We start from the raw sequence: 22464 nt of genomic DNA, 5'->3' as shown, positions 1-22464 counted from the left end.
ATCTACGCCGATCTATTTATACTTGGCATCTTATAACTCCAAGCCTGCTCATGCATAATCGATCGCGCTAAAACATGGCGATAGAGTTCGCTCAATTGGATCGTTACTCCCATCCAACTAAATCGCTGATTTACATTGGCTGAAGCCTGTTTCCGCATTTTTCTGACCCATAATTCATCAAACAGAATTCGATGAATACCATTAGCAAAAGCTTCAATATTTTTCGGTTCTACTAATAACCCTGTTTCTTCAGGAATGATCGTAAACCTCAAGCCACCAACATTAGAAGCAACTACAGGCACACCACATGCCATAGCCTCGATCGCAACTAAACCAAAAGGCTCATAATGGCTAGGGATCACGCAAACATCAGCCGCAGTATAGTAAAGCGGTAAAATATCATGCCCAATCCTACCTGCAAAAAATGTAGAATCCTTAAGTCCTAGTTCATCTACAATATTTTCAATCCTTATTCTTTCTGCCCCGTCAGGCATATTTACCGAACTGCCTCCGACAATAATCAACTTGAGATTTTTGAGATCATGGCTTTTAAGGAGTGCAAAAGCTCTTACTAAAGTTTCAATTCCCTTCCTTTCATCAAATCTCCCAACATAGAGTATGATTTTTTCGCAGTTATCTAGTTTCAATTTAGCGCGAGCATGAGTCTTCGATGTTAGTCGAAAGTTAGCAGTATCAGTTCCACAGGGAATAACTTCGATCTGCCCACGAGTCGAAACAAGCGATCGCAAAGTCTCTTGCTCTTGAGGACTAGTTGCTACGACACAATTAGCCCGTTCTAAAATCTCTCGCTCAATCCTCAAGCGAATGTTCGCAACTTGAGGAATCTCCACTTGAGATTGATATTTTACGGCTCCCAATGAATGGTAAGTATGCACCAATTGGATACCGCTGGTTTTTTGCAACTCCATTCCTGCCCAAGCTGATAGCCAGTAATTAGTATGAATTAAGGGATAATTCATACCCTGACTCCTTTGGAATGATTGAAATGAGTCCACAAACTCTGGCATATGATCAAACAAGCGATCTCTAGGAATATAAGCTTCTTCACCTGCTTTGAGGCGAATCGTTCGACAATGGGGTGAATGCTGCACAATCACATCATCATCAGCATGGCTTTTGCGCGTAAACATATCCACTTGCCAACCAAGAGCCGCAAGGGTTTCACCCACATGGCGCACATATACATTCTGTCCGCCAGCCTCCTCTAATCCAATCTCCGCCGCAGGATCAGCATGATCAGAAATAAGAGCGATCGCCTGTCTATTCAAACTAATCATAATATTTTTCTCATTGTGTATGAGAGAGTTAATGGCGCTTTGCTCCATTAACTCTCTAGTGGGTTAGCATTACCAAATCGCGCTTTTGCCCATTTCGAGAATATTTCTCGGCTAAAATCTTTTGATATACCGCCTCATAGCCATCTGCCATTCGTTTCGCAGTGAAATTTATGAGGACATGCTCGCGACAAGCCAGCCGATCTAACTGGGCAGCAAGAGCGATCGCATCTACACATTCAGTGACAGTCTGACAGAGAAATCCACTTACTCCATGAGAAATCACTTCAGGAGCCGAGCCTAAACTCATAGCAATTACAGGCGTTCCTGTGACCATTGATTCAATCATTACCAGTCCAAAAGGTTCTTTCCATGTAATCGGGAAAAGAGTAGCAACGGCTCCACCCATGAGAATATTTTTTTGTTGGTGATTAGCTTCACCGAGAAATTCAATTTGCTGACCATCAATATGAGGGCGAATCTGAGTCTCGAAATAATCTAAATCTACGGAATCAACTTTACCCGCCATTTTGAGATGCCACCCTGACTGTTTAGCAATAGCGATCGCTAAATGCGCTCCTTTCTCAGGTGACATCCGACCCAAAAAAGCCAGATACGGTGGATGTTCTGGCTGGTTATAAAAGCTATAAGTATTAGGAGCGATGCCGTTATAAACTGTGGATACATAGTTTAAGCCTAAATTTGTATCCCTTTGGGAATTAGAAATACTGATAAAAGGTTGTTTACGTACATGGGTAAATAATTTCTCGTTGTCGGGCGTGAAAATACCATGCAAAGTATGAACTGTAGGTGTTTTTACTAGGTTAACGTAGGGCAGTGCGACGCAACCAACATGAGAATGAATAATGTCAAATTGATCTGCATTCTCATAGACTCGTGTCATATTCAACATGTCATAGATATTAGGATCTTTAACACTAGTATCCAATCGTAAAGCTCTAGGATGAACAGATTCTAATTTGGCTGAAGTTGTAGAATCTCCTGAAGCAAATAGAGTGACATCATGACCACGTTTGACTAATTCTTCAGTAAGTAAACTTACTACTAGTTCAGTGCCTCCATAGGCGGGGGGAGGAACTTGTTCCCATAGTGGTGAAACTTGGGCAATTCTCATTATGAATCTCCTGTCTATAAAATTTATCGCAGGCGATGATAACTTCTTTATCTAATTTATCTAAAGGTTGTTATCTTAACTAATGAGACTATAACTAAGAGATGATTGAAATCATGTATACCGAAATCGCTGGATTACTTGACTTGTATAGGAATGTATTAAAACTTGATAGGAATGATAATATTTAGTGGTTTGTGTGGTCTGTGCTTTGTGGCTTTGCGCCTTATATTATCAACATTGATAGTGAGCGATCGCTTCTAAAATACCTTGAGCATCATCGCCATCTGCGAAGTATACATGATCCTGTCCTCACAGTTTTCCTAATTCTACGTAATACCGATTCACAAAAGTGCGACAACACTTTCGTGGATTGTCCTAAAAAGGAAAGTATTTATATGGTAGGTATAGGCGGCGCTTTGCGCCGCCTATACCTATCTCTTTAGCACTACCCTGTCTAGATATTAAAAAATATAAATAAGTAACTAAGCAAAAGAAACCTTAAAACAAGAAAAGTGATATGCTCCCGACTCTTACCGATCCTCATCAGCTTCTTGCATTTTGAACAGCCAATATGTCGCCATATTTTTTAAGCATGTTAAAAAACTCTATGGGTTTGGGTAACATCACGCTTGTTACACAACAAAGCAACCACATACTCAAAAAGTTGCAAAACTGATGATGAGACCTAGTTAGGGTCAAGATGAGGATAAATCATGAAAGCAGTGCGATTAAATCTTGAAGATAGACAAGCTTGGCAGAAATTGCAGCATGTTCTGACTAGTCTTGCTTCCGATTATATGGATCTAGTAGCTGCTGAGCAAACTGAATTCAAGTTTGAGCAGCAAGTTCTATCCATTGCTTTTACGTTGATTGCTTCTGATGCCGATCGCGATCGCCTCAACGAATTTACGCAAAATATTGATCGATATTTCAATCGTATACAGCTAATTGGGGTAAGGCGCATTGAATGGGAATTTTATGTGATTGGGGAAGCAACACCATTCTTAGCACAGGGTCGTGACATTCGACTAATCGATGCACCAGCCCCTTTACCACAAAATGCTCTTGTGCGTAATACTGCTAGACGATCGCTAGTGCGTAATGCTAACGACAGTTCTATTTCTAAAGGGAAATCGAAAGTTAGCAATCTAGTTCGCCGTTTTCGTGGCTGGTTAGTCGATCCCAAGACTATCCAAGCCGCTCGCACCGCTAGTCGCATCACGATTCGCGATCCTAGAGGCGCTTTAGATGCCGTGCGAATTAATGCGATCGCAAAATTTAATGACACGATCCAATGGGTTGATACTTTCCCCTGGGAAACTTGGACAAAGGAAAAAACCCAGCAAATCAAACGTCGCCATCAACGCAATTTGGTGCGATCAGTAATTGAAGATGTCCTAATTGTCGGGGTGATGGTCATAGCCGCCTTGTGGTTGATCGAAGCTCTCTCTGGTCCATCGCTTAACTTGGCACTTTTGCCAAAGCAACATCATGACAGCAATATGACTACCGCCCAGTACCGTTGTGGTAATCCTGCTGTAAATCTCAAAAACTATGTCTGCCTGAATCGGGGAATGCGTTACGACCAAGTGGCAAGTATATTAGGAACTGAAGGAAAGCCGTTGGGAATTGATCGCAAGTTTGGAAAAGGGGCGGTAGTAGTTAGTTGGACAAGTTCTGACTTAAGTATGAATGCTACTTTTGTCAACGATCAACTAGTGTCTAGGGCATATCGACAACTGACTGCAAGTAAATAAATTATGTAAAAGGCTCGCAGAGTGAGCCTTTTACATAATTTATTTACAAGGGAGAGACGGTGCGAAGCGCCGTCTCTCCCTTGTTACAAACCAAAAAGAGGATGTCGGCGCTTTGCGCCGACATCCTCTTTTTGGTTTCGAGCATTGTTTGTAAAAGACAAAATCGGTTTAATAATTAGAATTGCCACTTGTTTGTATAACCAGCAGGAAATTTGTCTTGAAACGATCGCTAAAAATATTAGGTTGTTTGAATTTGTACGTAATACTCACAAGCATCATGTCAGTATTACCTGTGATCGCGGTTAATACCAACACAACCAACCCAAATATAGTGCAGCCTAAATCATCCAAAGCCGATAAGCGTGCCGCCGATGAATATCGCCAAATGGGACTTGCCTATCGTCAACAAGAACGTTTTGATGACGCGATCGCCGCTTTACAAAAATCAGTTGCCCTCGATCCCAGTAACCTAGATGGGCGAATCATCCTCGGCTGGACACAGCATCTTTCTAAAAAATATGATGCGGCGGCCGAATCTCTCTGGGAAGCAATTTATTTATCACCAACATCACTGCAAGCATTTAATGCGATCGGCATTGTTTACCTAGTGCGTGGCGATTTACCGCAATCTATAGTTCTACATAGCTGGGCAGCAATTCTTAAGACAGATAACGAAATCGCCCATTACAATCTCAGTCTTGCTTATCAACGCTTAAAACAATATGATCTAGCGATCGCCTATGCTCAGAAAGCGATCGAACTTGAACCTAGTAATCCTCATCCATTTGTTGCTAGTGCGATCGCGCAATGGACCTCAGGCGATCAGACTAGCGCCAAAAAAACTTTCCGTGAAGCGATCGGAGTTGATCCTCGGTATCGTAATCCTGAATTTTTAAATTTTCTTAACGAAGCAGGTTTTAGTAATGAGCAAATTCAAACAGCAAAACAAGTTTTAGCAGGCTCATAACTGTTTTTATCCAAGAGATGAGTGGCATCGCAATGTAGTCGCACTATCGAAAATTGATATTATTCTATAGAAAAAATATGATTATAGCGATCGCACCTGTAATAGTGGTGGGTAAGCTATCATTACTTATCTAGTTTAGAATTTTTTTGAATCTAAAAGACCTTGTTTGGGTAGAGCAACACAGAGGATAGATCGTGGAAAACCCAAGAACATTTCGTATAGATCGTGGCATCGGTCAATATGACTTTAATGATTACTACGCTGTGTTGGGCTTACCACTGACAGCGGAATCTTCTCTTGTGCGTAGGCGATATCTTCTAATTGCCAAATGTCTTCATCCTGATATTCATGGACGATCAAGTACTGAAAAGGAAGTCGCTACTCAATATCTATCTAAGTTAGTTAATCCTGCTTACAATGTGCTGTCCCAAGAACGAGAGCGGACAGAATATTCAGCAATTCTAAAACTTCTAGGCAAGCGCCTAATGAAGCGTAACCAAAAATTTTTGCCGCAGTCGAATATAGCCCAACAATATTTAGTTTCCTCGAAAGATTTTAATTATGAACAAACTGTTCATGACATAGCTAAAGCCCAGTATCAAGATCTAGGTAAAGCCCTAGAGCAAACTGGCTTATTGAGTGAACTAAATCTAGTACATATCCTGCTGCAAGAGGGTTATAAACCTGTACAAAGTACACCAATTACAAGCTCCTCTAGCTATATGTCTTCTACAAGACCTGATGGTGATGATACAAGAATTCAAACTGGCAACACAGCGGTTACTAGACCAAGTTCATCTGGCAATACCAGTGTTAATAACACAGGGGCAAATAGATCAAATTCATCTTATTCTAGTGCTGGTAGCAGTTATCAAATGCGGAGTGAGTCTCAAACGCCTTTGCGCAATAATATTAATACAACTAATACTTCGTCTAACACTTCAGCAAAAAGTACTAATCAAGCTAGTAATTCCAGCCAAGCCAGCAATAAAAGCAATGCTGCTGATGGTTCAATCACTCAATATATCCGCCAAGCCGAAAACTACATCAATCAAAAATTATGGGCTTCAGCCTTAAAGGAGCTACGAAGTGCCATCCAAGTTGATTGCAACAATAGCAAATGTCATGCTTTGTTGGGGTTTGTCTATATGAATCAAAAGTTATCAGGCATGGCAAAAGTAAGTTTTCTGCAAGCGCTAAAACTAAACCCTGATGAACCTATAGCCAAGCAGTATATTGATCAAGTCAGTGGTACAAATTCTGGCGGCACTAATGCATCAAAAACAGATCCTAAAGCAAAGAATGACAAAAAGGGTGGATTTTTTGGTTGGTTAGGTGGTGGTTAATTCCCTAAACCCAAAAGATGAGAGGCGGCGCTTCGCGCCGCCTCTCATCTTTTGGGTTTAATACTGACGGCGACTATAATTATGGAAAATTTATCGCAAGCTGAAATTAAATTAGCAATTCAACAAAAAGCGATCGCCCTTGGTTTTAGTAAAGTTGGGATTGCCAAAGCAGAGTCTGGCATCGAGGCGGAACGACTACAGGAATGGCTAGCACTGGGATATCAAGCAGATATGGAGTGGATGACAAATCCCAAGCGGCAAGATATTACACAGGTGATGGAAGGAGTCAAGACGGTAATTTGTGTAGCTTTAAACTACTACACTCCGCATCAACATTCAGGCGATCGCAATGTGGGCAAGATTTCCCGCTATGGTTGGGGACGTGACTATCACAAGGTCTTGACCAAGAAGCTCAAAGCTATGGCAACTTGGTTAAACACTCAAGGGGAAAATATTCAAACTCGATATTATGTGGATACTGGTCCGATCGCAGAAAAAGCCTTCGCCCAGAGAGCAGGGATCGGCTGGATTGGCAAACATAGCAATGTAATTACGCGAGAATATGGTTCTTGGCTATTTTTGGGAGAAGTGCTAACAAATTTAGAACTAGAGCCTGACACTCCACACACTGATCATTGCGGTACTTGTACGCGCTGCCTTGATGCTTGTCCAACGGGAGCGATCGCGCAGCCATTCGTCGTCGATGCTAATCGCTGTATTGCTTTTCACACGATTGAAAATAAAGCCGAACAGCTCCCTGAAGCGATCGCGGCTAATTTACAAAACTGGGTAGCAGGTTGTGATATTTGCCAAGATGTTTGCCCTTGGAATCAGAGATTTGCTCAAGAAACCTTAGAGTCTGATTTTCAACCTTTTCCCCATAATATTGATCCTCAGTTAGAAGATTTGGTAAATATGACTGATCAAGAATGGGATCAAAATTTTACAGGCTCAGCTCTCAGGCGAATTAAACGCGATCGCTGGAAACGCAATGCCAAAACAGTAAGGGATAATTCATAGTGGGGCTTCCTATCACTGTGAATTAAGGTGGTTGGGTAAGCCATTTAGCTTGTATAGATTTATTCTAGAAAACAGCTTAAATTAGAATCATCTCTAAACATAAATTTTGAGTAATTAAACCATCTTGGCTGATCTAAAGATTGTTCGACATATTAAAGACGGTGCCGAGCGCTGGAATGCTTGGCGCGAAAACACTCAGCCTGAGGAAATCGACCTGCAAAAAGCCGACTTGTCTGGGTTGAAGCTAGTCGGCGCAAATCTGTCACATGTAAACTTAACTAAAGCCAACTTAAGTAAGACAGATTTAAATCAAGCAAATCTATCAGGAGCAAATTTAAGTGAAGCTGCCTTCGTAAATTCCAATTTGCAGGGAGCCAATTTCAGTGGTGCAATTTTACATCAGGTAAATTTTAGTCAGGCAAATCTTCAAGATGTCAATCTGGCTAGCACGGATTTGCGATCACTAGAATTGAGAGGCATAAATCTTGGTATAGCAAATCTCAGTGGCGCAGACTTACGCGGCGTAAATCTAAGTGGGGAAAGTTTCAAAGGTGCAAATCTCAGTGGCGCAAATCTCAGTGGCGCAAATCTCCAAAACACTGATTTTAGTGGCGCGAACTTAAGCAATGTGAACTTCAATAAAGCAACACTAAATCGAGCCAAATTAAGGGGCGCTTTATTAACTCGTGCAAATTTATGCGGGGCTTCCCTCGATTTTGCTGATATCAGTATGGCTGGATGTCTGATGGCAAATTTTAGTGAGGCAATTTTAAATAATGCCATTTTGAACAACGCGAATTTAGGTGGCGCGATCTTAAGTGGAGCGCAACTGGTTGGGGCATCTCTATGTAATACATTCTTGAACGATGCTTCTATGAGCCTTGCTAACTTTACTAAAGCTAATCTTAGTGATGCCGATCTCAGACAATCCTACATGTATGGAGCAGTTTTGTCGCAGTCAACCTGTGTTAACACTAAATTTCATCATGCCGATATGAAGGAAGTTGATTTGAGTAGGGCAATTCTCAAACAAGCTAATTTTGCGATCGCAAACCTTCAAAATGCTTACTTTGGCGGTGCAGATTTGAGTGGTGCGGTCTTAATTGGAACTAATTTAGAGAATGCCAATCTCGCTAATGCTAATTTAACTGATGTAGTTATCGAAAGTACTATTTGGACAGGCGCAAATATCCAAGGTGTGATTGGACTTTCTCAGAAATAATGCCTCGCACTAGATTAGAGACAGTGCAAAGCTCTACCTCAAGCTTTTTGGGTTTTGAAATGCTAGGATTCAGGGGAGATTTCTATAACTTCTGTAAGGATTAGCATGGGAAGCATTGCATATTTGGATTGTCCGACAGGAATCGCGGGTGATATGTGTCTAGGTGCGCTGGTGAGTGCAGGTGTACCTTTAGAATATTTACAAGATATTGTTCATAAATTAGGACTCGATCATGAAGTTAAGTTATGGACAGAATCCGTTCATCGTGGCGGTATCGAAGCGACAAAAATGCATGTTGAATTATTAAACTATAACGGCGAAGAGCCACCTACCGTTGCGATTGAACAGAATCATTCCCATGCTAATCATGTTCATTCTCATAGCCATGAGGAACATAGCCATGAAGAACATACTCATAAACATTCCCATAAGGATCATTCCCATCAAATTCATCGCCACTTGCCTGATATTGAGAAGATCATTCGTAATGCTAAATTGCCAAAACAGGTTGAAATTTGGAGTTTAGCAACATTTAAAGAACTCGCGATCGCAGAGGGTTCAGTACATGGCATTGCACCAGAGGCAGTACATTTTCATGAAGTTGGTGCGATCGATGCGATCGTGGATATTGTCTGTACCTGTGCAGGCTTCGCTTGGCTGGAAGTTGATAAGATCTATTGCTCTGCTTTGCCTGCGGGTGGTGGCTATGTTGATTGTGATCATGGCAAGATGCCAGTGCCAGCTCCTGCCACATTGAAATTATGGGAAATGCATGAGGTGACTACGTTTGATAATGGGATTAGAAAAGAATTAGTTACACCTACAGGAGCTGCGATCGCTGTCACACTCTGTGAAAAGTTTGGTGAGGTTCCCTTAATGAAAATCAAAAAAGTAGGTCTGGGTGCAGGTACGCAGGATTTAGAAATTCCTAACGCTTTGCGTTTGTGGGTTGGTAAAAGCAAAAAAAAACTCTTGAAATAAAGAAACATCGGGCAATGCCCGATGTTTCCTTATTTCAAGGGTTTCAAAGTATAGAAACGATCGCAGTCTTAGAAACGCAAGTTGATGATATGACGGCTCAGGCGATCGCCTATACGATGGAGCAGTTATTGCAAAATGGCGCTTTAGACGTATATACCCAAGCGATCGGCATGAAAAAATCGCGTAATGGGATATTAATTACGGTTATTTGCCCCTGCGATCGCCAAAATATTTGTGAACAAATTCTTTTTCGCGAAACTAGCACTCTTGGCATTAGATATCGCTTACAAGATCGCAAAGTTCTCTATCGTGAGATCCATGAAGTAGAAACAGAATTTGGCAAGGCAAGAGTTAAGATTGCATGGCGCGATGGATTTTGTACAATTCAGCCAGAATATGAGGACTGTGCAAAGTTGGCGCGATCGCAAAATATTCCATTAACACAAGTGCAAGAAATAGTTAAGGTAGCTGGAGAGAAATTTGTACAAACAAATAAACCAATAACTCAAGTTCTTGGCTAAAAGCTCAAGTCCACTGAAGTGGACTGTGGAAATATTCTTTAGTCGGTTTCAACCGACTTTAGCTCTTAGCCAGCACTTGAGTGCTGGGCTTGATGAATTAATGAGATGCAGACTTATCGCCTGAAGTCAGTAGCAACTTCAATTTGAGATCAATTAAATTAATATTCGCTAAACCAATCTGGACATCACCTTCCAAAACGATGCCTGTACTGATTAAGCGATCGAGTAGTTCCAAAATAGATGACTCACTTGATGATTTGTCTGGATAATAGGCTCCACGCTTAGGCAGAAGCTTACCAAATTCACCTAAATCAAGATTCAGATCTTCAGGATCAATATCGAGAACTTCGCAAAGATTAAAAATCTGTTGTTCTAAAGCTTGCAAGCTATCAGCAGCTTTCTCGATTTCAGACTCAGTTAATTTTTCAGCATCCATCCGCCGAATCACTTGAGCTTCCATTAACTGACGCAACAATTCCACCAACGTGAGAATCAATGGAGCAAGTCCAGATTTTTTTGGTTTGACGATTAAACTATCAGTACTATCAGTCATTTAGGAATTCCACAGATTTCTTAGCTTAGTTTACATCGGAAACCAAAGTAGCAGGTTGCAGTGCAAAGCACTGCAACCTGCTACTTTTAGATCTTGCCATGGGAAATTGTCCAAGTTTGATCTGCCATCGAGTTAAGCTCTTCAGGATCATGGGTAACGACAAGAATCGTCCAATTCTTTTTGAGTTCTTGCAATATACCGAGAATTTGCTTACGCATTGACCAATCTAGGCCAGCGGTTGGCTCATCTAGCAGTAACAAGCTAGGCTGACGAATTAACTGCACAGCAAGTGCTAACCGTCGCTGCTGACCACCACTTAGCGACTGCGGAGAATTGCTGGGATTGAGATGGCTCAAACCTACAGAACTTAATGCGGACTGTATGCGATCGCCGTCTAGATCAATATGCCCTAATCTTAATTCTTCTAAAATCGTACTCCCACAGAAATGACGTTCAGGAAACTGAAACACTAACCCGCATATTTGCTGTAAGTGATCGGGCATCAGTTCTTGAGATTTCCAATAAATGCTGCCGCTATTCCATTCGACAAATCCTGCCAAAATTTCCAGTAATGTACTTTTACCAGAGCCACTTGGCCCCACCATCAAGCCCAATTGCCGATCTTGTAACTCAAAGGATATGTTGTTGAGAATTGCTTCAGGAGTGGCGGGAGGGTGATAGCAAAGATTGCGGATGGAGAGCATAAAGTTTTTGAAGGTTAGAATGGCAAAGCTAAGCTTAGCCATTCTAACCTTCAATGCAAACCCAAAGAAGTATTGGCAGCGCTTAGTGCTGCCAATACTTTTAATACCAATTTACAAAAGTGTGACAACACTTCTATGAATTAAAAAGCACACCCTGTAAGAGTTTTAAGAACACAAAGTGGCTATGCCACTTTGTGTTTTGGTATAATGCCTATTCACAAAAGTGTAACAACACTTCTGTGAATTAAAAAGCAAACCCTGTAAGGGTTTTTAAAACACAAAGTGGCTACACCACTTTGTGTTTTGGTATAAATGCTAGCTGGATAATTTTGCAAGTTCTTGACAAGCAATTTGATATTGCCAATCAATTTTGGCTAATAGTTCTGGTAAGCCTTGATTGTCTCCACGTTTGCTCTTTAGCTCGACTTCGAGGCAGAGCTTGCCCAATGCTTTAGCTCCCAAAATATTACTACTGCCTTTCAGGGTATGAGCATTATAGCCAATCTCTTGAAGGTTGTTATTAGCGATCGCCTGTCGAAGGTTTTGCAATAGGATCGGTGCTTCTTCGATCGTGAATAATTTGATCATCCGCCCAATTAGGTTGGGATTAATTTGCTCAAGATTCATAATCGCGGCTGGATCAATCACTGAAGAAATAACTTCTTTTGATGCTGAATCTGTGCTCTCATGATCAAATTGAGAACCCGCTGCCCATTTTTCGATCGTGCGGTGCAGCGCATCCATCATAATCGGCTTGCTGATGTAATCATCCATGCCAGCCCGTAAACACATCTCGCGATCGCCCTGCATCGCACTAGCCGTCATCGCAATAATCGTAGGACGTTCATAACCTGTATGGAGTTCATCCCAATGATTAACTAAATAGGTAGACGTTTCTAGCCCATCCATTTCGGGCATCTGCACATCTAGTAAGAGCAAGTCATAATGATTAACCTGTAGAGCTTCTAGCACTGCCAATCCATTATCGACAACATCGGGCTGGTAGCCCATCTTAATCAGCATCGCCATGGATAACTCTTGATTGATTAAGTTGTCTTCAGCAATCAAAATCTTCAATGGGATGCGATCGCCTAGCCGAACCTTTCCAGCAACACTCTTATTCATCGCATCCTGCAATGTATAACTTGGCTGCTCCTTAGCGATTTGGGTCATCACCGTAAATGAAAAAGTCGAACCCTGATTAGCCTTACTTTCAACTTGAATTGTGCCCCCCATGCTTTCGACCAAATTCTTGCAAATCACCAGTCCTAGTCCAGTCCCACCATACTTGCGGGAGGTAGAAACCGTTGCTTGTGAAAAAGGCTGAAAGAGCCGCTGCATCTGTTCAGTACTAATGCCAATACCTGTATCAGTGACCGAAAACAGCAATTGAAAAGGGCTATCGACAGTGCAAACCTGCTCAGAGGCTAAGCGCACCCCAATTCGCACTAAACCTTTATCCGTAAATTTAAGCGCATTTGAAACCAGATTTAATAAAATTTGTCGCAGTCGCGTCACATCACCAATTATAAATGGTGGAACTTGTTGCTGCATCATGACTTCAAACCTAAGACTCTTTTCCTTGGCTTTAGGTAACTGCACATCGTAGATATCTCGCACCAAGGCTTTTACATCCAGAGGCGCATTTTCTAATTCCAATTTGCCCGATTCAATTTTGGAGAAGTCCAAAATATCATTGATTACCGAAAGTAGCATTTCCCCACTAATTTGGATCGTGCGTACAAATTTATTCTGTTCGGCGTTGAGATCAGTACTTGCTAAGAGTTGGGTCATGCCGAGCACCCCATTAATCGGTGTACGAATTTCATGGCTCATCATCGCCAGAAATGCTGCTTTGGTACTGACTGCTCCTTCTGCTTCCTCTTTCGCTTTACGGAGATCTTCCATTAATTGCGTCTGTCGCCGCTCTGCATGTTTTTTGGTAGTAATATCGCGAAAACACCAAATCAAGCCAAAAAACTTGTTTTGCGCAGAACTGACAGGACTTGTGTAGTAATCAAATATGCGATCTCTATAAACAATTTCACCACGTCTAACTAGATCAGGTGCATCGTAGGTAGTCTCTAACAGATTTATTAAAGCGGTGGGAAGATCAGGTTTAGTTAGAAATGCCCCTAATGGCGATCCGTTATAAAACTCATTCTCAATGTCATCATTAATAAATAAGTCATGGGGAATATTCCACATTTCGCAAAAACGACGATTAAGACTGACGATCCGCCCCTGTTCATCGACGGCAAAAATTCCATCGATCGCAGCCTCTTTTTGCGCATGGAGTAACAAGTTCGTCCGTTGAAGATGTTTGACCATCTCAACTTGGTCAATGGCTGACTGCGATAATTCATGGTTCTTTTGCGCAAGTTGCTGTTGCAGTTGCAGTAATGTCAAATGTGTATGTACACGCGCAATTAGCTCAGCAAGTTGAAGCGGTTTGACGACGATGTAGTCCACGCCACCCCGTTCAAAAGCTTGAAGCTTTGTTTGAATGTCATCATTGCTACTCGTAAAAATAATTGGGATATTTTCAGCGATCGCATCGACTTTAAGGACATGATAAAGTTCATCGCCACTTACTTGTGGCATGGATATATTCAAAAGGATCAGGTCTGGAGGACAGGATTGCACAGATAGCAAAGCCTCACTACTATCTCCAGTAGCTTTGACGATATAGCCATGTTCTTTCAGTGCTGATGCTAGCTCATGGCGAATATCTAGCTGATTGTCAACTACAAGTATCGTTGATTGAGAAACATCGATCTCTTTTGCTTGCACGACTTGATCACCTTTTGATCACTTTAGTAGAAAGCTTACAGTGCTTTGTCCTGAAGTAAAAGCTATATTTCTATAAAAAGAACCACTAAGCAGCTCTTTTTATAAAAATATGATTAGCAAAATTAGGACTTGCTCAAAATGACGAAATGTAGGGGCAATTCAAGAATTGCCCCTACGATGAAATGCTTTTTTCAAGACGTTTTTACGTAAGTCCTAAAAATATTAACGACCACCAACGGTAATTGCTTCTACTTTGATATGAGGCTGTCCGACGGTAACATAGACGTTTCCACTAACAGAGCCACAAAAACCTGCCGCAAGCTCCAGATCGCGAGAACTCATGGAGATTTCTTGCATAATCTCTTTGGCATCGCCAATCAGTGTTGCGCCCTTGAGAGGCTTGGTAATTTTGCCATTTTCAATCAGATAAGCTTCGTCAACGGCAAAGTTAAATTGACCAGTAGGCAAGACGCTACCGCCGCCCATTTTTTTGCAGTAGATACCTTTATCGACTGAGGCAAAAAGATCGTCCAAAGAAAAATCACCTGCATCAATATAGGTATTTCGCATCCGACTAGCCGCTGCATAGGCATAGCTTTGACGACGACCACTACCTGTGCGCGGATGTCCTGTGCGTAACTCCCCAGCGCGATCGCTAATAAAGTTTTTCAGAATGCCATTCTCAATTAAGAGGGTACGCTGTGTGGGCATTCCTTCATCATCCATATCGATAGTTCCAAAGGCTTCCTCAGATCTTCCTTCATCCCAAGCCGTGAGATTATCATGGGCGATCTTTTGACCTTTCATTTCTGCAAAGGGTGTAGTTTTAGCTTCGATGCCTGTAGTTTCTAGCAAATGTCCGCAAGCTTCATGGAAGATCACACCGCCAAACTGATTTGCCATAATGATCGGATAGGAACCAGATTCGACATAATCGGCATAGAGCATTTTGCCTGCGGCTTCGATGATTTCATCAACGACGGGTTCGTAGTTCCAATTGCGGAGGTAGCTGGGATCGCTCGTGCCGCCAACACGCTTCCCAATTGATGAACGATTTGTGCCATCGGCACAGAGTAAGTTAGAACCAATCGACTGTGTAAGGCGAATATCTCTGGCAAATGTGCCATCACTTGCAGCAACCAAGATTTCCTGCCAATCGCGGAAATAGCCCGACCGCCTTGATTGGATATGCTTACCTTTTTTAGCAAGCATTTGATTTGTCCCAAGCAAGATGTCACCCATTTCACGCATGGGGCTACATTGAGCGATCCATGATTCTTTGTTCTTTTTGGTGGCATAGTCACGAAAGAGTTCCAAATGAATCGAGGGAATGATTGAATTTTGAGAGGGAAGTTGCAATCCTAAAATGGAAAGGGCACGTTCGAGGGCAGATTTTAATCCTAGAAAAGTCAAATCATTGGTGCTGACGTAACAATCAGCTTTGCCCTTGAAGGCACGAATCCCTGCTCCTGTGGATAAACGTGGCGAGATGCTGGTAATCGTATCATCTTCAGCGAGACAGCTAATGTAATTATTACGCTCCAAGAAAAACTCCACAAAATCAGCTCCTGCTGCGCGACCGAGTCCCAACAAGATCGAGAGTGGTGCTTCCCATGTCTCGTCAAAGCGATCGCTTACGGGAGAATACTGCAAATTTGGTAGCTCTTTGGTCTGGAGCAGGTTACTGATCATAATGGCTGGCAATTTGTTGATTAGGTCTTCTGCAAGTGTAACAAATCAATAAACATAGAGGAAAAGTGCTGCACAACTTTAGTCAAAAAGAAGATGATAAAACCTCAAAAACTCTAGTATTTCTTTGATTGCAAAGAAATACTAGAGTTTCAGACAGTCGGAAACAGCAAAAACCACCAAAACAACCCTTAATGATAATCACATCATATAAAATTAATATCTCTGATTACCATTATTTTACTGATTTACCTAGGTTGAGCAATTGTATTTTTTTTGGTTTAATGCTTTTTATCTATATTTTTTGATAATTTTTTGTAATTAGTATAAATCTTGTAAACTATAAACATACTGAAATGCTTGGGTAATTTTGATTCTAAAAATGTGATGTAATCACAATAAGCGCAAAGATCAAGTAGATTCGATCTCTATTTATTATTTAAGTGTTGTGATGGAAAAAGTAAGATCAAGGATGTTACTTTGCTCAGATATTCTGCAAAGTATGCGTCAGTCTGACCACCTAGACAAGATTTTTCAGGGGATCACCGCAAAGTTACTAAATTTAGTTCAGGCTGCGCATGTCGTAATCTATCAGCTGGATAAATTTATAGATGATCATAATGGAACGAGAATCAGTGGCAAGATTGTGGCTGAGGCGATCGCGCCAAATTGTGAGCCTATTTCGCCAGAGCAGATTGAAAATATCCTGAGAGGAGAATATCAGTGGGGGCAGGACACTACGGGGCAAATCATTGATCTCTATACTGCGGGATTATCTAGATACGAGATTAACTTAGCTGAAATATTTGCAGGCAAGGCTTACTTACTTGTCCCAATTGTCTTATCAGAGAGAGAGGGAGATAAACCCCTATGGGGATTTTTGATATTGCATCAATGCGCAGTTTTGGATAGAGAGGCATTTCAGGGCTCATGGGATCAAGATGATGTGCTGATGCTACAACAAATCGCTATACAGATTGAGATCACTTTGCATAGAGTAAATCGCGATCATAGTTTATTGGAACAGTTAGAAGAGGCGGATCAAGCCTATGCAGTTTTGTACAGATGGATTCAGCAATATCGCGCTTTAGTGGAGCAAATTCCTAGTGTTTCCTATGTGTCACAGCTTAACAATAACCCAGAATTTGCTTATGTTAGTCCGCAACTACAGGAGCTTTTGGATGTACCAGTTTCAGAATGGAATTTAAATCCTTTGAATTCTTGGCAGAAGCATATCCATCCTGACGATCTCGATCTTGTTCAACAAGAAATCCGCCACACTATCGAATCAGGAGAGCCTTTTTGTTGTGAATATCGGATGCTTGACAGTAAAGGAAAAATTATTTGGGTGCGAGATACTGCTCAACTTGGATTAGCAATAGATGGGGAAACTCAGGTTTTTCGTGGTTCCGCTTTTGATATTAGCGATCGCAAAGCCATCGAACAAGCATTGAGAGAGAGCGAAGCCAGACTGATCGAAGCACAACGTATTGCTAAAGTCGGAAATTGGGAACTAAACGTTGTGACTAAAAAGGTTGTTTGGTCAGCAGAATTATTTAATATTTTTGGTCGTGATATTGCTTTGGGTGTACCTACGCTTGAGGAAGCATTGGCATATTACACCATAGAAGATAAAGAAAAGTTGTCTCAATCCATTAATCGATCTATCAATACAGGTAAGTCCTATCATCTAGAACTACGCTTAGCAAAGTCCAATCAATACCTTGAAACATATTGTCTTGCGGAATTAGATAATCACGGACAAGTAATCAGGCTATATGGAACTGTTCAAGATATTAGCGATCGCAAACTTACTGAAGCAAAACTGACAGCAGGACGAGTGGCTGAAGCGGAAAACAAAGCTAAAGGAGAGTTTCTTGCGATCATGAGTCATGAGCTCCGCACGCCTATGAACGCCGTGATTGGGATGACCGAGATTTTACAAAGAACAGCTCTATCTCGCCAACAACAGCAATATGTCAATACTATTCTTCAAGGCGGCGAAGTTCTACTATCGGCAATCAATAATATTCTCGATTTTTCACGGATAGAAGCAGGAAATTTTGAACTCGAAGAACGACCTTTTAAACTTCATCAATGTATCGAAGAAGTTCTAGAGTTAATGGCATCGCGCACGGCTGAGAAGTTTATAGAACTGGTTCCATTTATTAGTCTAGATGTCCCGCAACAGTTACTAGGAGACTATACGCGCTTAAGACAAATCCTCGTCAATTTAGTTAGTAATGCCATTAAATTTACTGAAGCTGGGGAAATTGTAATTACCGTAAATTCAAAATTAATCGATCGCGAGACTAACACATATGAATTGCAATTTGAGGTGCGCGATACAGGCATTGGCATTGCACCCGAAGCGATCGCTAAACTCTTTAAAGCCTTTAGCCAAGCCGATAATTCGATTGCGCGACAATATGGTGGTACTGGATTAGGCTTGGCGATTTGCAAACAGCTTTGTGAACTAATGGGTGGCGAAATTGGGGTTAGCAGCAATGTCGGTACGGGTTCGACTTTTGGCTTCTCCATTCAAGTTCAAGCAATCATTGAAGATTTAGATACAACCAATGCGATCGCCTCAGAACTAAAGGGCAAAAACATTTTATGCGTTAACCCTAATTCCACACTCCAACAGGCGATCGCCTTGTATGCCCAATCATGGGAAATGACCATCCAAGCCGCTTACACAGCCACTGAAGCCCTGAAATTGTTGACAACGTCTAACTTTGAGGTGGTTTTAATTGATCAACAATTAGTGGAGGCTGATGGCTCTGAAGTTGATGTGTTAGAAATTGCCAAAAGTATTAAAGAGATCTTTCCTGATATAAATTTAATTCTCCTAACTACAATCAATGTAGTTCTCAACGAGAATATCAATTTCACCTACTTTCGAGATTGCATCACTAAACCAATATCTACATCAAAGCTCTATCAAGCATTTCTCAATGTTTTCACTAACCCAAAAAACACAACATTTTCCGATCAGAACTTCCAACTAATTCCTCAACCTTTATCTGGAACCGATAATATTTTGGGTGATGAGAATTTTGCTAAGAGTTATCCATTGAAAATCTTGGTTGTAGAAGATAATCCAGTAAATCAAAAGATTCTATTATTGATGCTAGAAAATTTAGGCTATCAAGCGGATGCTGTTGAAAATGGACAGAGCGCTGTCAATCAATTTTTAAGCCAATCCTACGATCTGATCTTTATGGATATCCAAATGCCGATCATGAATGGTTTGGATGCTACTAAAATTATCCGTCAAATATCAAATCATCAGCCTTGGATTATCGGTTTATCGGCAAATGCTTTCTCAGAATCGCGAGACTCGGCAATGAATGCAGGCATGAATGACTATCTCACGAAGCCTTTACAAACCAAAAGTTTAATTGCGGCTCTACAAAGAATTCCTCAACAGCAACACTTATTTGTTGATCATAGTCAATCTCCCATTGACTTATCGACTTTAGCAGATCTAGAAGAGTCTCTAGGTAAAGAGGATTTAGAAGAATTAATCAATGCTTACTTAGAACATTCTGCATGTGCGATCGCCAAAATGAAGGAAGCTTTTACAAAACAAGATTTTATAACGATAGAAGCCGAAAATCATGTTCTCAAGGGTGGAAGTGGAAGCTTTGGTGCGATACAGCTTTGTAATTCTTGTCAAGATATGCAATCTATATTATGCTCAAGGCTGATTAAGTCTAATGAACATACTAATGAAGATATCGCCAAAGTTGGCAGTCTTTTAAAAAATATAGAAGAGCAATATAACTATGCATATCAAACGTTTCAATCTTTCAATATATAGCAATGTAAGAGATAGCTATGACAAATCAAAACCCTAAAGATGAGTAGCGGCGCTTCGCGCCGCCACTCATCTTTAGGGTTTTATGTCCTAAGCAAACCTTACGTTGCTATATCTGCGTAAGTTAATAAAAAGTTAATAATAAGCGTCACCTATCATTTTTGTCCTGTTTGTAGATTCCATAAACCTGCGTAGATTCCCTTGTTTGTAACTAGCTCGTCATGAGTTCCCATCTCTACCACTTTGCCCTGATCCATCACATAAATGCGATCGGCATTACGAATGGTGGATAGACGATGAGCGATCGCAATTGTCGTGCGGTTTTGGGTAATGTAATCTAGAGATTTTTGGATCGCTGCTTCTGTTTCATTATCAACTGCTGAAGTTGCTTCATCGAGAATTAAAATCGGTGGATTGCGTAATACGGCACGAGCGATCGCAATTCGTTGTCTTTGACCACCTGATAGCTTTTGTCCCCGCTCACCAACGATTGTATCGTAGCCCTTGGGCAAGGTTTGGATAAAATCATGAGCTTCTGCTATCTTGGCAGCTTCGACTATCTGTTCCACAGTTGCATCAAAGGAACCATAGGCAATATTTTCTAAAACTGAGCCATGAAATAAAAACACATCTTGGCTTACCCAGCCCATGCAAGAACGTAGCGATCGCAATTCTAAGTCGCGAATATCAATGCGATCGAGAAAGATATTTCCCGATTGAATTTCGTATAAACGCAGCAGCAGCTTTACTAAAGTACTTTTGCCTGAACCAGTCGCCCCAACGATAGCAGTAGTTTTATGGGCGGCGATTTCTAAGGATAGATTTTCCACAATTGGGAAATTAGGAGCATATCCAAAGGTGACATTCTTTAATTGGATATCGCCATTGACTACAGGGTCTAGTACCTGTGATCCTGAGTGAATTGCGATCGGGGCATCGAGTAAATCAAGAATACGATTAGTTGAAGCCATTGCTCTTTGATATTGATCGAGGGTTTCGCCCAAGCGGGTAAGCGGCCATAACAAGCGCTGAATCAGGTAAATCATCACTGAGTAATTGCCGACCGAAAGTTTTCCTGCCTGTACTTCCAAGCCCCCATAATAGAGAATCGCAATAAATCCCATAAAGATTAGAATTCTAATTAATGGAACGAATGCCGCACTATAGGCGATCGCCTTGCGATTACTTTGACGATATTGATTGCTTTCTTTCTCAATGCGTTTGCGTTCATATGCCTCGGTGACAAAAGCTTTAATCGTCGTGATCCCGCCAATATTATTTGATAATTGCCCATTCAGCATTCCCACTTTTTCGCGAACTTCAGCATAGCGCGGCGCAAGGAATTTCTGAAACCAGATCGAACCCCATAAAATAAACGGCATCGGTGACAGTGCTAACCAAGCCACATTCGGTGTAATCACAAAAAATGCGCCACCAATCAACAAAATAGTCGCTGAAACTTGAATAACTTCATTCGCACCACCGTCGAGAAATCGCTCTAATTGATTGACATCATCACTCAATATCGACATCAATCCCCCCGAACTGCGATCTTCAAAAAATGCTAGTTCTAACTCCTGTAAATGCTGATAGGCATCAAGTCGCAAGTCATGCTGAACAGTCTGAGCCAGATTTCGCCACTGAAGCGCATAGGCATATTCAAAAATCGACTCTAATCCCCAAATCACACCACTGATAGCTGAAAGGACTAGCAATTGCGCGGCTAATCCTTGCACACCAAAGGGATTCGCCCAAAAGTTCTCTTTTTGTAATACCAGATCGATCGCCGCCCCAATCAGGACTGGGGGTGCTAAATCGAAGAATTTATTTAAAATCGAGCAAGTTGTCGCAGTCCAAATCTGTTGCCGATACTTACGAGCATAGGACATCAGACGGACAAACGGATGAACATTAGGCATGGGCAGTAAATTAGTTACTCTGGGCTTACTTTTTAAGATAAGCGATTTTTAGTTTTACAGGTTCATTCTTTCTATTTCTTCTTTATGGGTATTGTAAAAGCTTTAATTCTTGAATGAATCTGTAATCGCGTTGATTTTTGGTGGCTAGGGGATAATCCCAAACAATTGCAGTAGCAGCAATCAGACTGTCAGCAATTAGTAGTCCGTGGCTCAGACGATAAGATTTCAGGAGTTCAACTGATTTGTCTGAAATATCTTGATCGATTTTGATGATAGCAAATTGTTTGAGGAAATTTTCTACCTTTCTTAGATCAGCTTTATTTGTGCAACCAACAATGAGTTCCATTTGTGTAACTGCACTAATTGATAGAATGCTAGTTGATTGTAAGTTTTGCAGATAATCAATTGCTTCACTTTTATTGCGCGAAGTATCGATCAAGATATCTGTGTCAATGATGGTTAAATTCGTCATTGCCTCATGACCACTCCTTTTCTCGAATATCGCGTACCCATGTTGTGCTATCGTCCATATCTTGACGCTCTTGCCACATGCCTATAAAAGGATCATTTATCCAATCGATTTCTGTTTTTTGTGGTTTAGCGATATCTGGGACATATGTTTGTTGCAAGAAAGCGATGAAGTTTAGAGCTTGGCGTTGCGCTTCGGGTGGAAGGCTCGCAAAGGTTTTGAGGAGTTCTTGTTGGGTAGCGATCATAAATTCAACCTCCTATTTTTTGC

At 41.3% G+C, this 22464-nt stretch carries 15 protein-coding genes and 1 pseudogene; 7 read left to right on the top strand and 9 right to left on the bottom strand.

The annotated features are described in order from the left end of the window. Positions 1-2: 2 nt before the first annotated feature. Positions 3-1298: a glycosyltransferase gene (locus CQ839_RS05175; protein ID WP_103667392.1), complete on the bottom strand. Its 1296-nt coding sequence runs from the start codon at positions 1296-1298 to the stop codon at positions 3-5. A 55-nt stretch (positions 1299-1353) separates the two neighbouring features. Then, complete coding sequence (locus CQ839_RS05170; RefSeq protein WP_103667216.1) at positions 1354-2430, bottom strand: glycosyltransferase family 4 protein; 1077 nt, start codon at positions 2428-2430, stop codon at positions 1354-1356. 713 nt (positions 2431-3143) lie between these two features. Here CQ839_RS05170 and CQ839_RS05165 point away from each other — a divergent pair. The 6 genes and pseudogenes from CQ839_RS05165 (at position 3144) to larC (ending at position 10244) form a co-directional block, all read left to right on the top strand. Further along, positions 3144-4187, top strand: coding sequence for a hypothetical protein (locus CQ839_RS05165; protein WP_103667215.1), 1044 nt, complete (start codon positions 3144-3146; stop codon positions 4185-4187). A 277-nt stretch (positions 4188-4464) separates the two neighbouring features. Next, positions 4465-5154, top strand: coding sequence for a tetratricopeptide repeat protein (locus CQ839_RS05160; RefSeq protein ID WP_103667214.1), 690 nt, complete (start codon positions 4465-4467; stop codon positions 5152-5154). A gap of 194 nt (positions 5155-5348) precedes the next feature. Then, the gene (locus tag CQ839_RS05155; protein WP_103667213.1) at positions 5349-6500 is read left to right on the top strand and encodes a J domain-containing protein; all 1152 of its coding nucleotides are present in this window, start codon (positions 5349-5351) and stop codon (positions 6498-6500) included. Between the two features lie 81 nt (positions 6501-6581). Next, complete coding sequence (queG, locus tag CQ839_RS05150) at positions 6582-7520, top strand: tRNA epoxyqueuosine(34) reductase QueG (protein WP_103667212.1); 939 nt, start codon at positions 6582-6584, stop codon at positions 7518-7520. 124 nt (positions 7521-7644) lie between these two features. Then, complete coding sequence (locus CQ839_RS05145; RefSeq protein ID WP_103667211.1) at positions 7645-8742, top strand: pentapeptide repeat-containing protein; 1098 nt, start codon at positions 7645-7647, stop codon at positions 8740-8742. A 105-nt stretch (positions 8743-8847) separates the two neighbouring features. Further along, positions 8848-10244, top strand: a pseudogene (gene larC / locus CQ839_RS25945) (nickel pincer cofactor biosynthesis protein LarC). Positions 10245-10341: 97 nt separating this feature from the next. Here larC and CQ839_RS05135 read toward each other — a convergent pair. The 4 genes from CQ839_RS05135 to CQ839_RS05120 form a co-directional block, all read right to left on the bottom strand. After that, the gene (locus CQ839_RS05135; protein ID WP_103667210.1) at positions 10342-10797 is read right to left on the bottom strand and encodes a gas vesicle protein K; all 456 of its coding nucleotides are present in this window, start codon (positions 10795-10797) and stop codon (positions 10342-10344) included. Positions 10798-10883: 86 nt separating this feature from the next. Next, positions 10884-11501 (bottom strand): ABC transporter ATP-binding protein, encoded by a 618-nt coding sequence (locus CQ839_RS05130; RefSeq protein WP_103667391.1) that lies wholly within the window; start codon positions 11499-11501, stop codon positions 10884-10886. 315 nt (positions 11502-11816) lie between these two features. Further along, positions 11817-14294 carry a response regulator gene (locus CQ839_RS05125; protein ID WP_103667209.1) on the bottom strand — a complete coding sequence of 826 codons (2478 nt, stop codon included), beginning with the start codon at positions 14292-14294 and terminating at the stop codon, positions 11817-11819. Positions 14295-14516: 222 nt separating this feature from the next. Further along, the gene (locus CQ839_RS05120; protein WP_103667208.1) at positions 14517-15986 is read right to left on the bottom strand and encodes a TldD/PmbA family protein; all 1470 of its coding nucleotides are present in this window, start codon (positions 15984-15986) and stop codon (positions 14517-14519) included. 469 nt (positions 15987-16455) lie between these two features. Here CQ839_RS05120 and CQ839_RS05115 point away from each other — a divergent pair, with 469 nt between their 5' ends. Continuing rightward, a complete protein-coding gene (locus CQ839_RS05115) occupies positions 16456-19809 on the top strand; it encodes a response regulator (RefSeq protein WP_181016110.1) in 3354 nt (1117 codons plus the stop codon). A gap of 152 nt (positions 19810-19961) precedes the next feature. Here CQ839_RS05115 and CQ839_RS05110 read toward each other — a convergent pair whose 3' ends face one another. The 3 genes from CQ839_RS05110 to CQ839_RS05100 all read right to left on the bottom strand — a co-directional run bounded on the left by CQ839_RS05110 (position 19962) and on the right by CQ839_RS05100 (position 22441). Continuing rightward, positions 19962-21725, bottom strand: a complete 1764-nt coding sequence (locus CQ839_RS05110; protein ID WP_103667206.1) for an ABC transporter ATP-binding protein — start codon at positions 21723-21725, stop codon at positions 19962-19964. A gap of 82 nt (positions 21726-21807) precedes the next feature. Continuing rightward, positions 21808-22197, bottom strand: a complete 390-nt coding sequence (locus CQ839_RS05105) for a type II toxin-antitoxin system VapC family toxin (protein ID WP_103667205.1) — start codon at positions 22195-22197, stop codon at positions 21808-21810. A gap of 4 nt (positions 22198-22201) precedes the next feature. Beyond that, on the bottom strand, positions 22202-22441 hold the full coding sequence (locus CQ839_RS05100; RefSeq protein ID WP_103667204.1) for a DUF2281 domain-containing protein: 240 nt from the start codon (positions 22439-22441) through the stop codon (positions 22202-22204). Positions 22442-22464: the final 23 nt, after the last annotated feature.

It is taken from the genome of Pseudanabaena sp. BC1403, from assembly GCF_002914585.1.
Taxonomy (GTDB): Bacteria; Cyanobacteriota; Cyanobacteriia; order Pseudanabaenales; family Pseudanabaenaceae; genus Pseudanabaena.
The sequence above is the reverse complement of the archived record's forward strand: the minus strand, read 5'-3'. Positions and strand labels throughout refer to the sequence as shown.

What these genes read in the sequence shown, in the direction of transcription:
- CQ839_RS05175 (WP_103667392.1), bottom strand. Translation starts at nt 1,298, where the DNA reads ATGATTAGTTTGAATAGACAGGCGATCGCTCTTATTTCTGATCATGCT.
- CQ839_RS05170 (WP_103667216.1), bottom strand. Translation starts at nt 2,430, where the DNA reads ATGAGAATTGCCCAAGTTTCACCACTATGGGAACAAGTTCCTCCCCCC.
- CQ839_RS05165 (WP_103667215.1), top strand. Translation starts at nt 3,144, where the DNA reads ATGAAAGCAGTGCGATTAAATCTTGAAGATAGACAAGCTTGGCAGAAA.
- CQ839_RS05160 (WP_103667214.1), top strand. Translation starts at nt 4,465, where the DNA reads ATGTCAGTATTACCTGTGATCGCGGTTAATACCAACACAACCAACCCA.
- queG (WP_103667212.1), top strand. Translation starts at nt 6,582, where the DNA reads ATGGAAAATTTATCGCAAGCTGAAATTAAATTAGCAATTCAACAAAAA.
- CQ839_RS05135 (WP_103667210.1), bottom strand. Translation starts at nt 10,797, where the DNA reads ATGACTGATAGTACTGATAGTTTAATCGTCAAACCAAAAAAATCTGGA.
- CQ839_RS05130 (WP_103667391.1), bottom strand. Translation starts at nt 11,501, where the DNA reads ATGCTCTCCATCCGCAATCTTTGCTATCACCCTCCCGCCACTCCTGAA.
- CQ839_RS05120 (WP_103667208.1), bottom strand. Translation starts at nt 15,986, where the DNA reads ATGATCAGTAACCTGCTCCAGACCAAAGAGCTACCAAATTTGCAGTAT.
- CQ839_RS05115 (WP_181016110.1), top strand. Translation starts at nt 16,456, where the DNA reads ATGTTACTTTGCTCAGATATTCTGCAAAGTATGCGTCAGTCTGACCAC.
- CQ839_RS05110 (WP_103667206.1), bottom strand. Translation starts at nt 21,725, where the DNA reads ATGCCTAATGTTCATCCGTTTGTCCGTCTGATGTCCTATGCTCGTAAG.
- CQ839_RS05105 (WP_103667205.1), bottom strand. Translation starts at nt 22,197, where the DNA reads ATGACGAATTTAACCATCATTGACACAGATATCTTGATCGATACTTCG.
- CQ839_RS05100 (WP_103667204.1), bottom strand. Translation starts at nt 22,441, where the DNA reads ATGATCGCTACCCAACAAGAACTCCTCAAAACCTTTGCGAGCCTTCCA.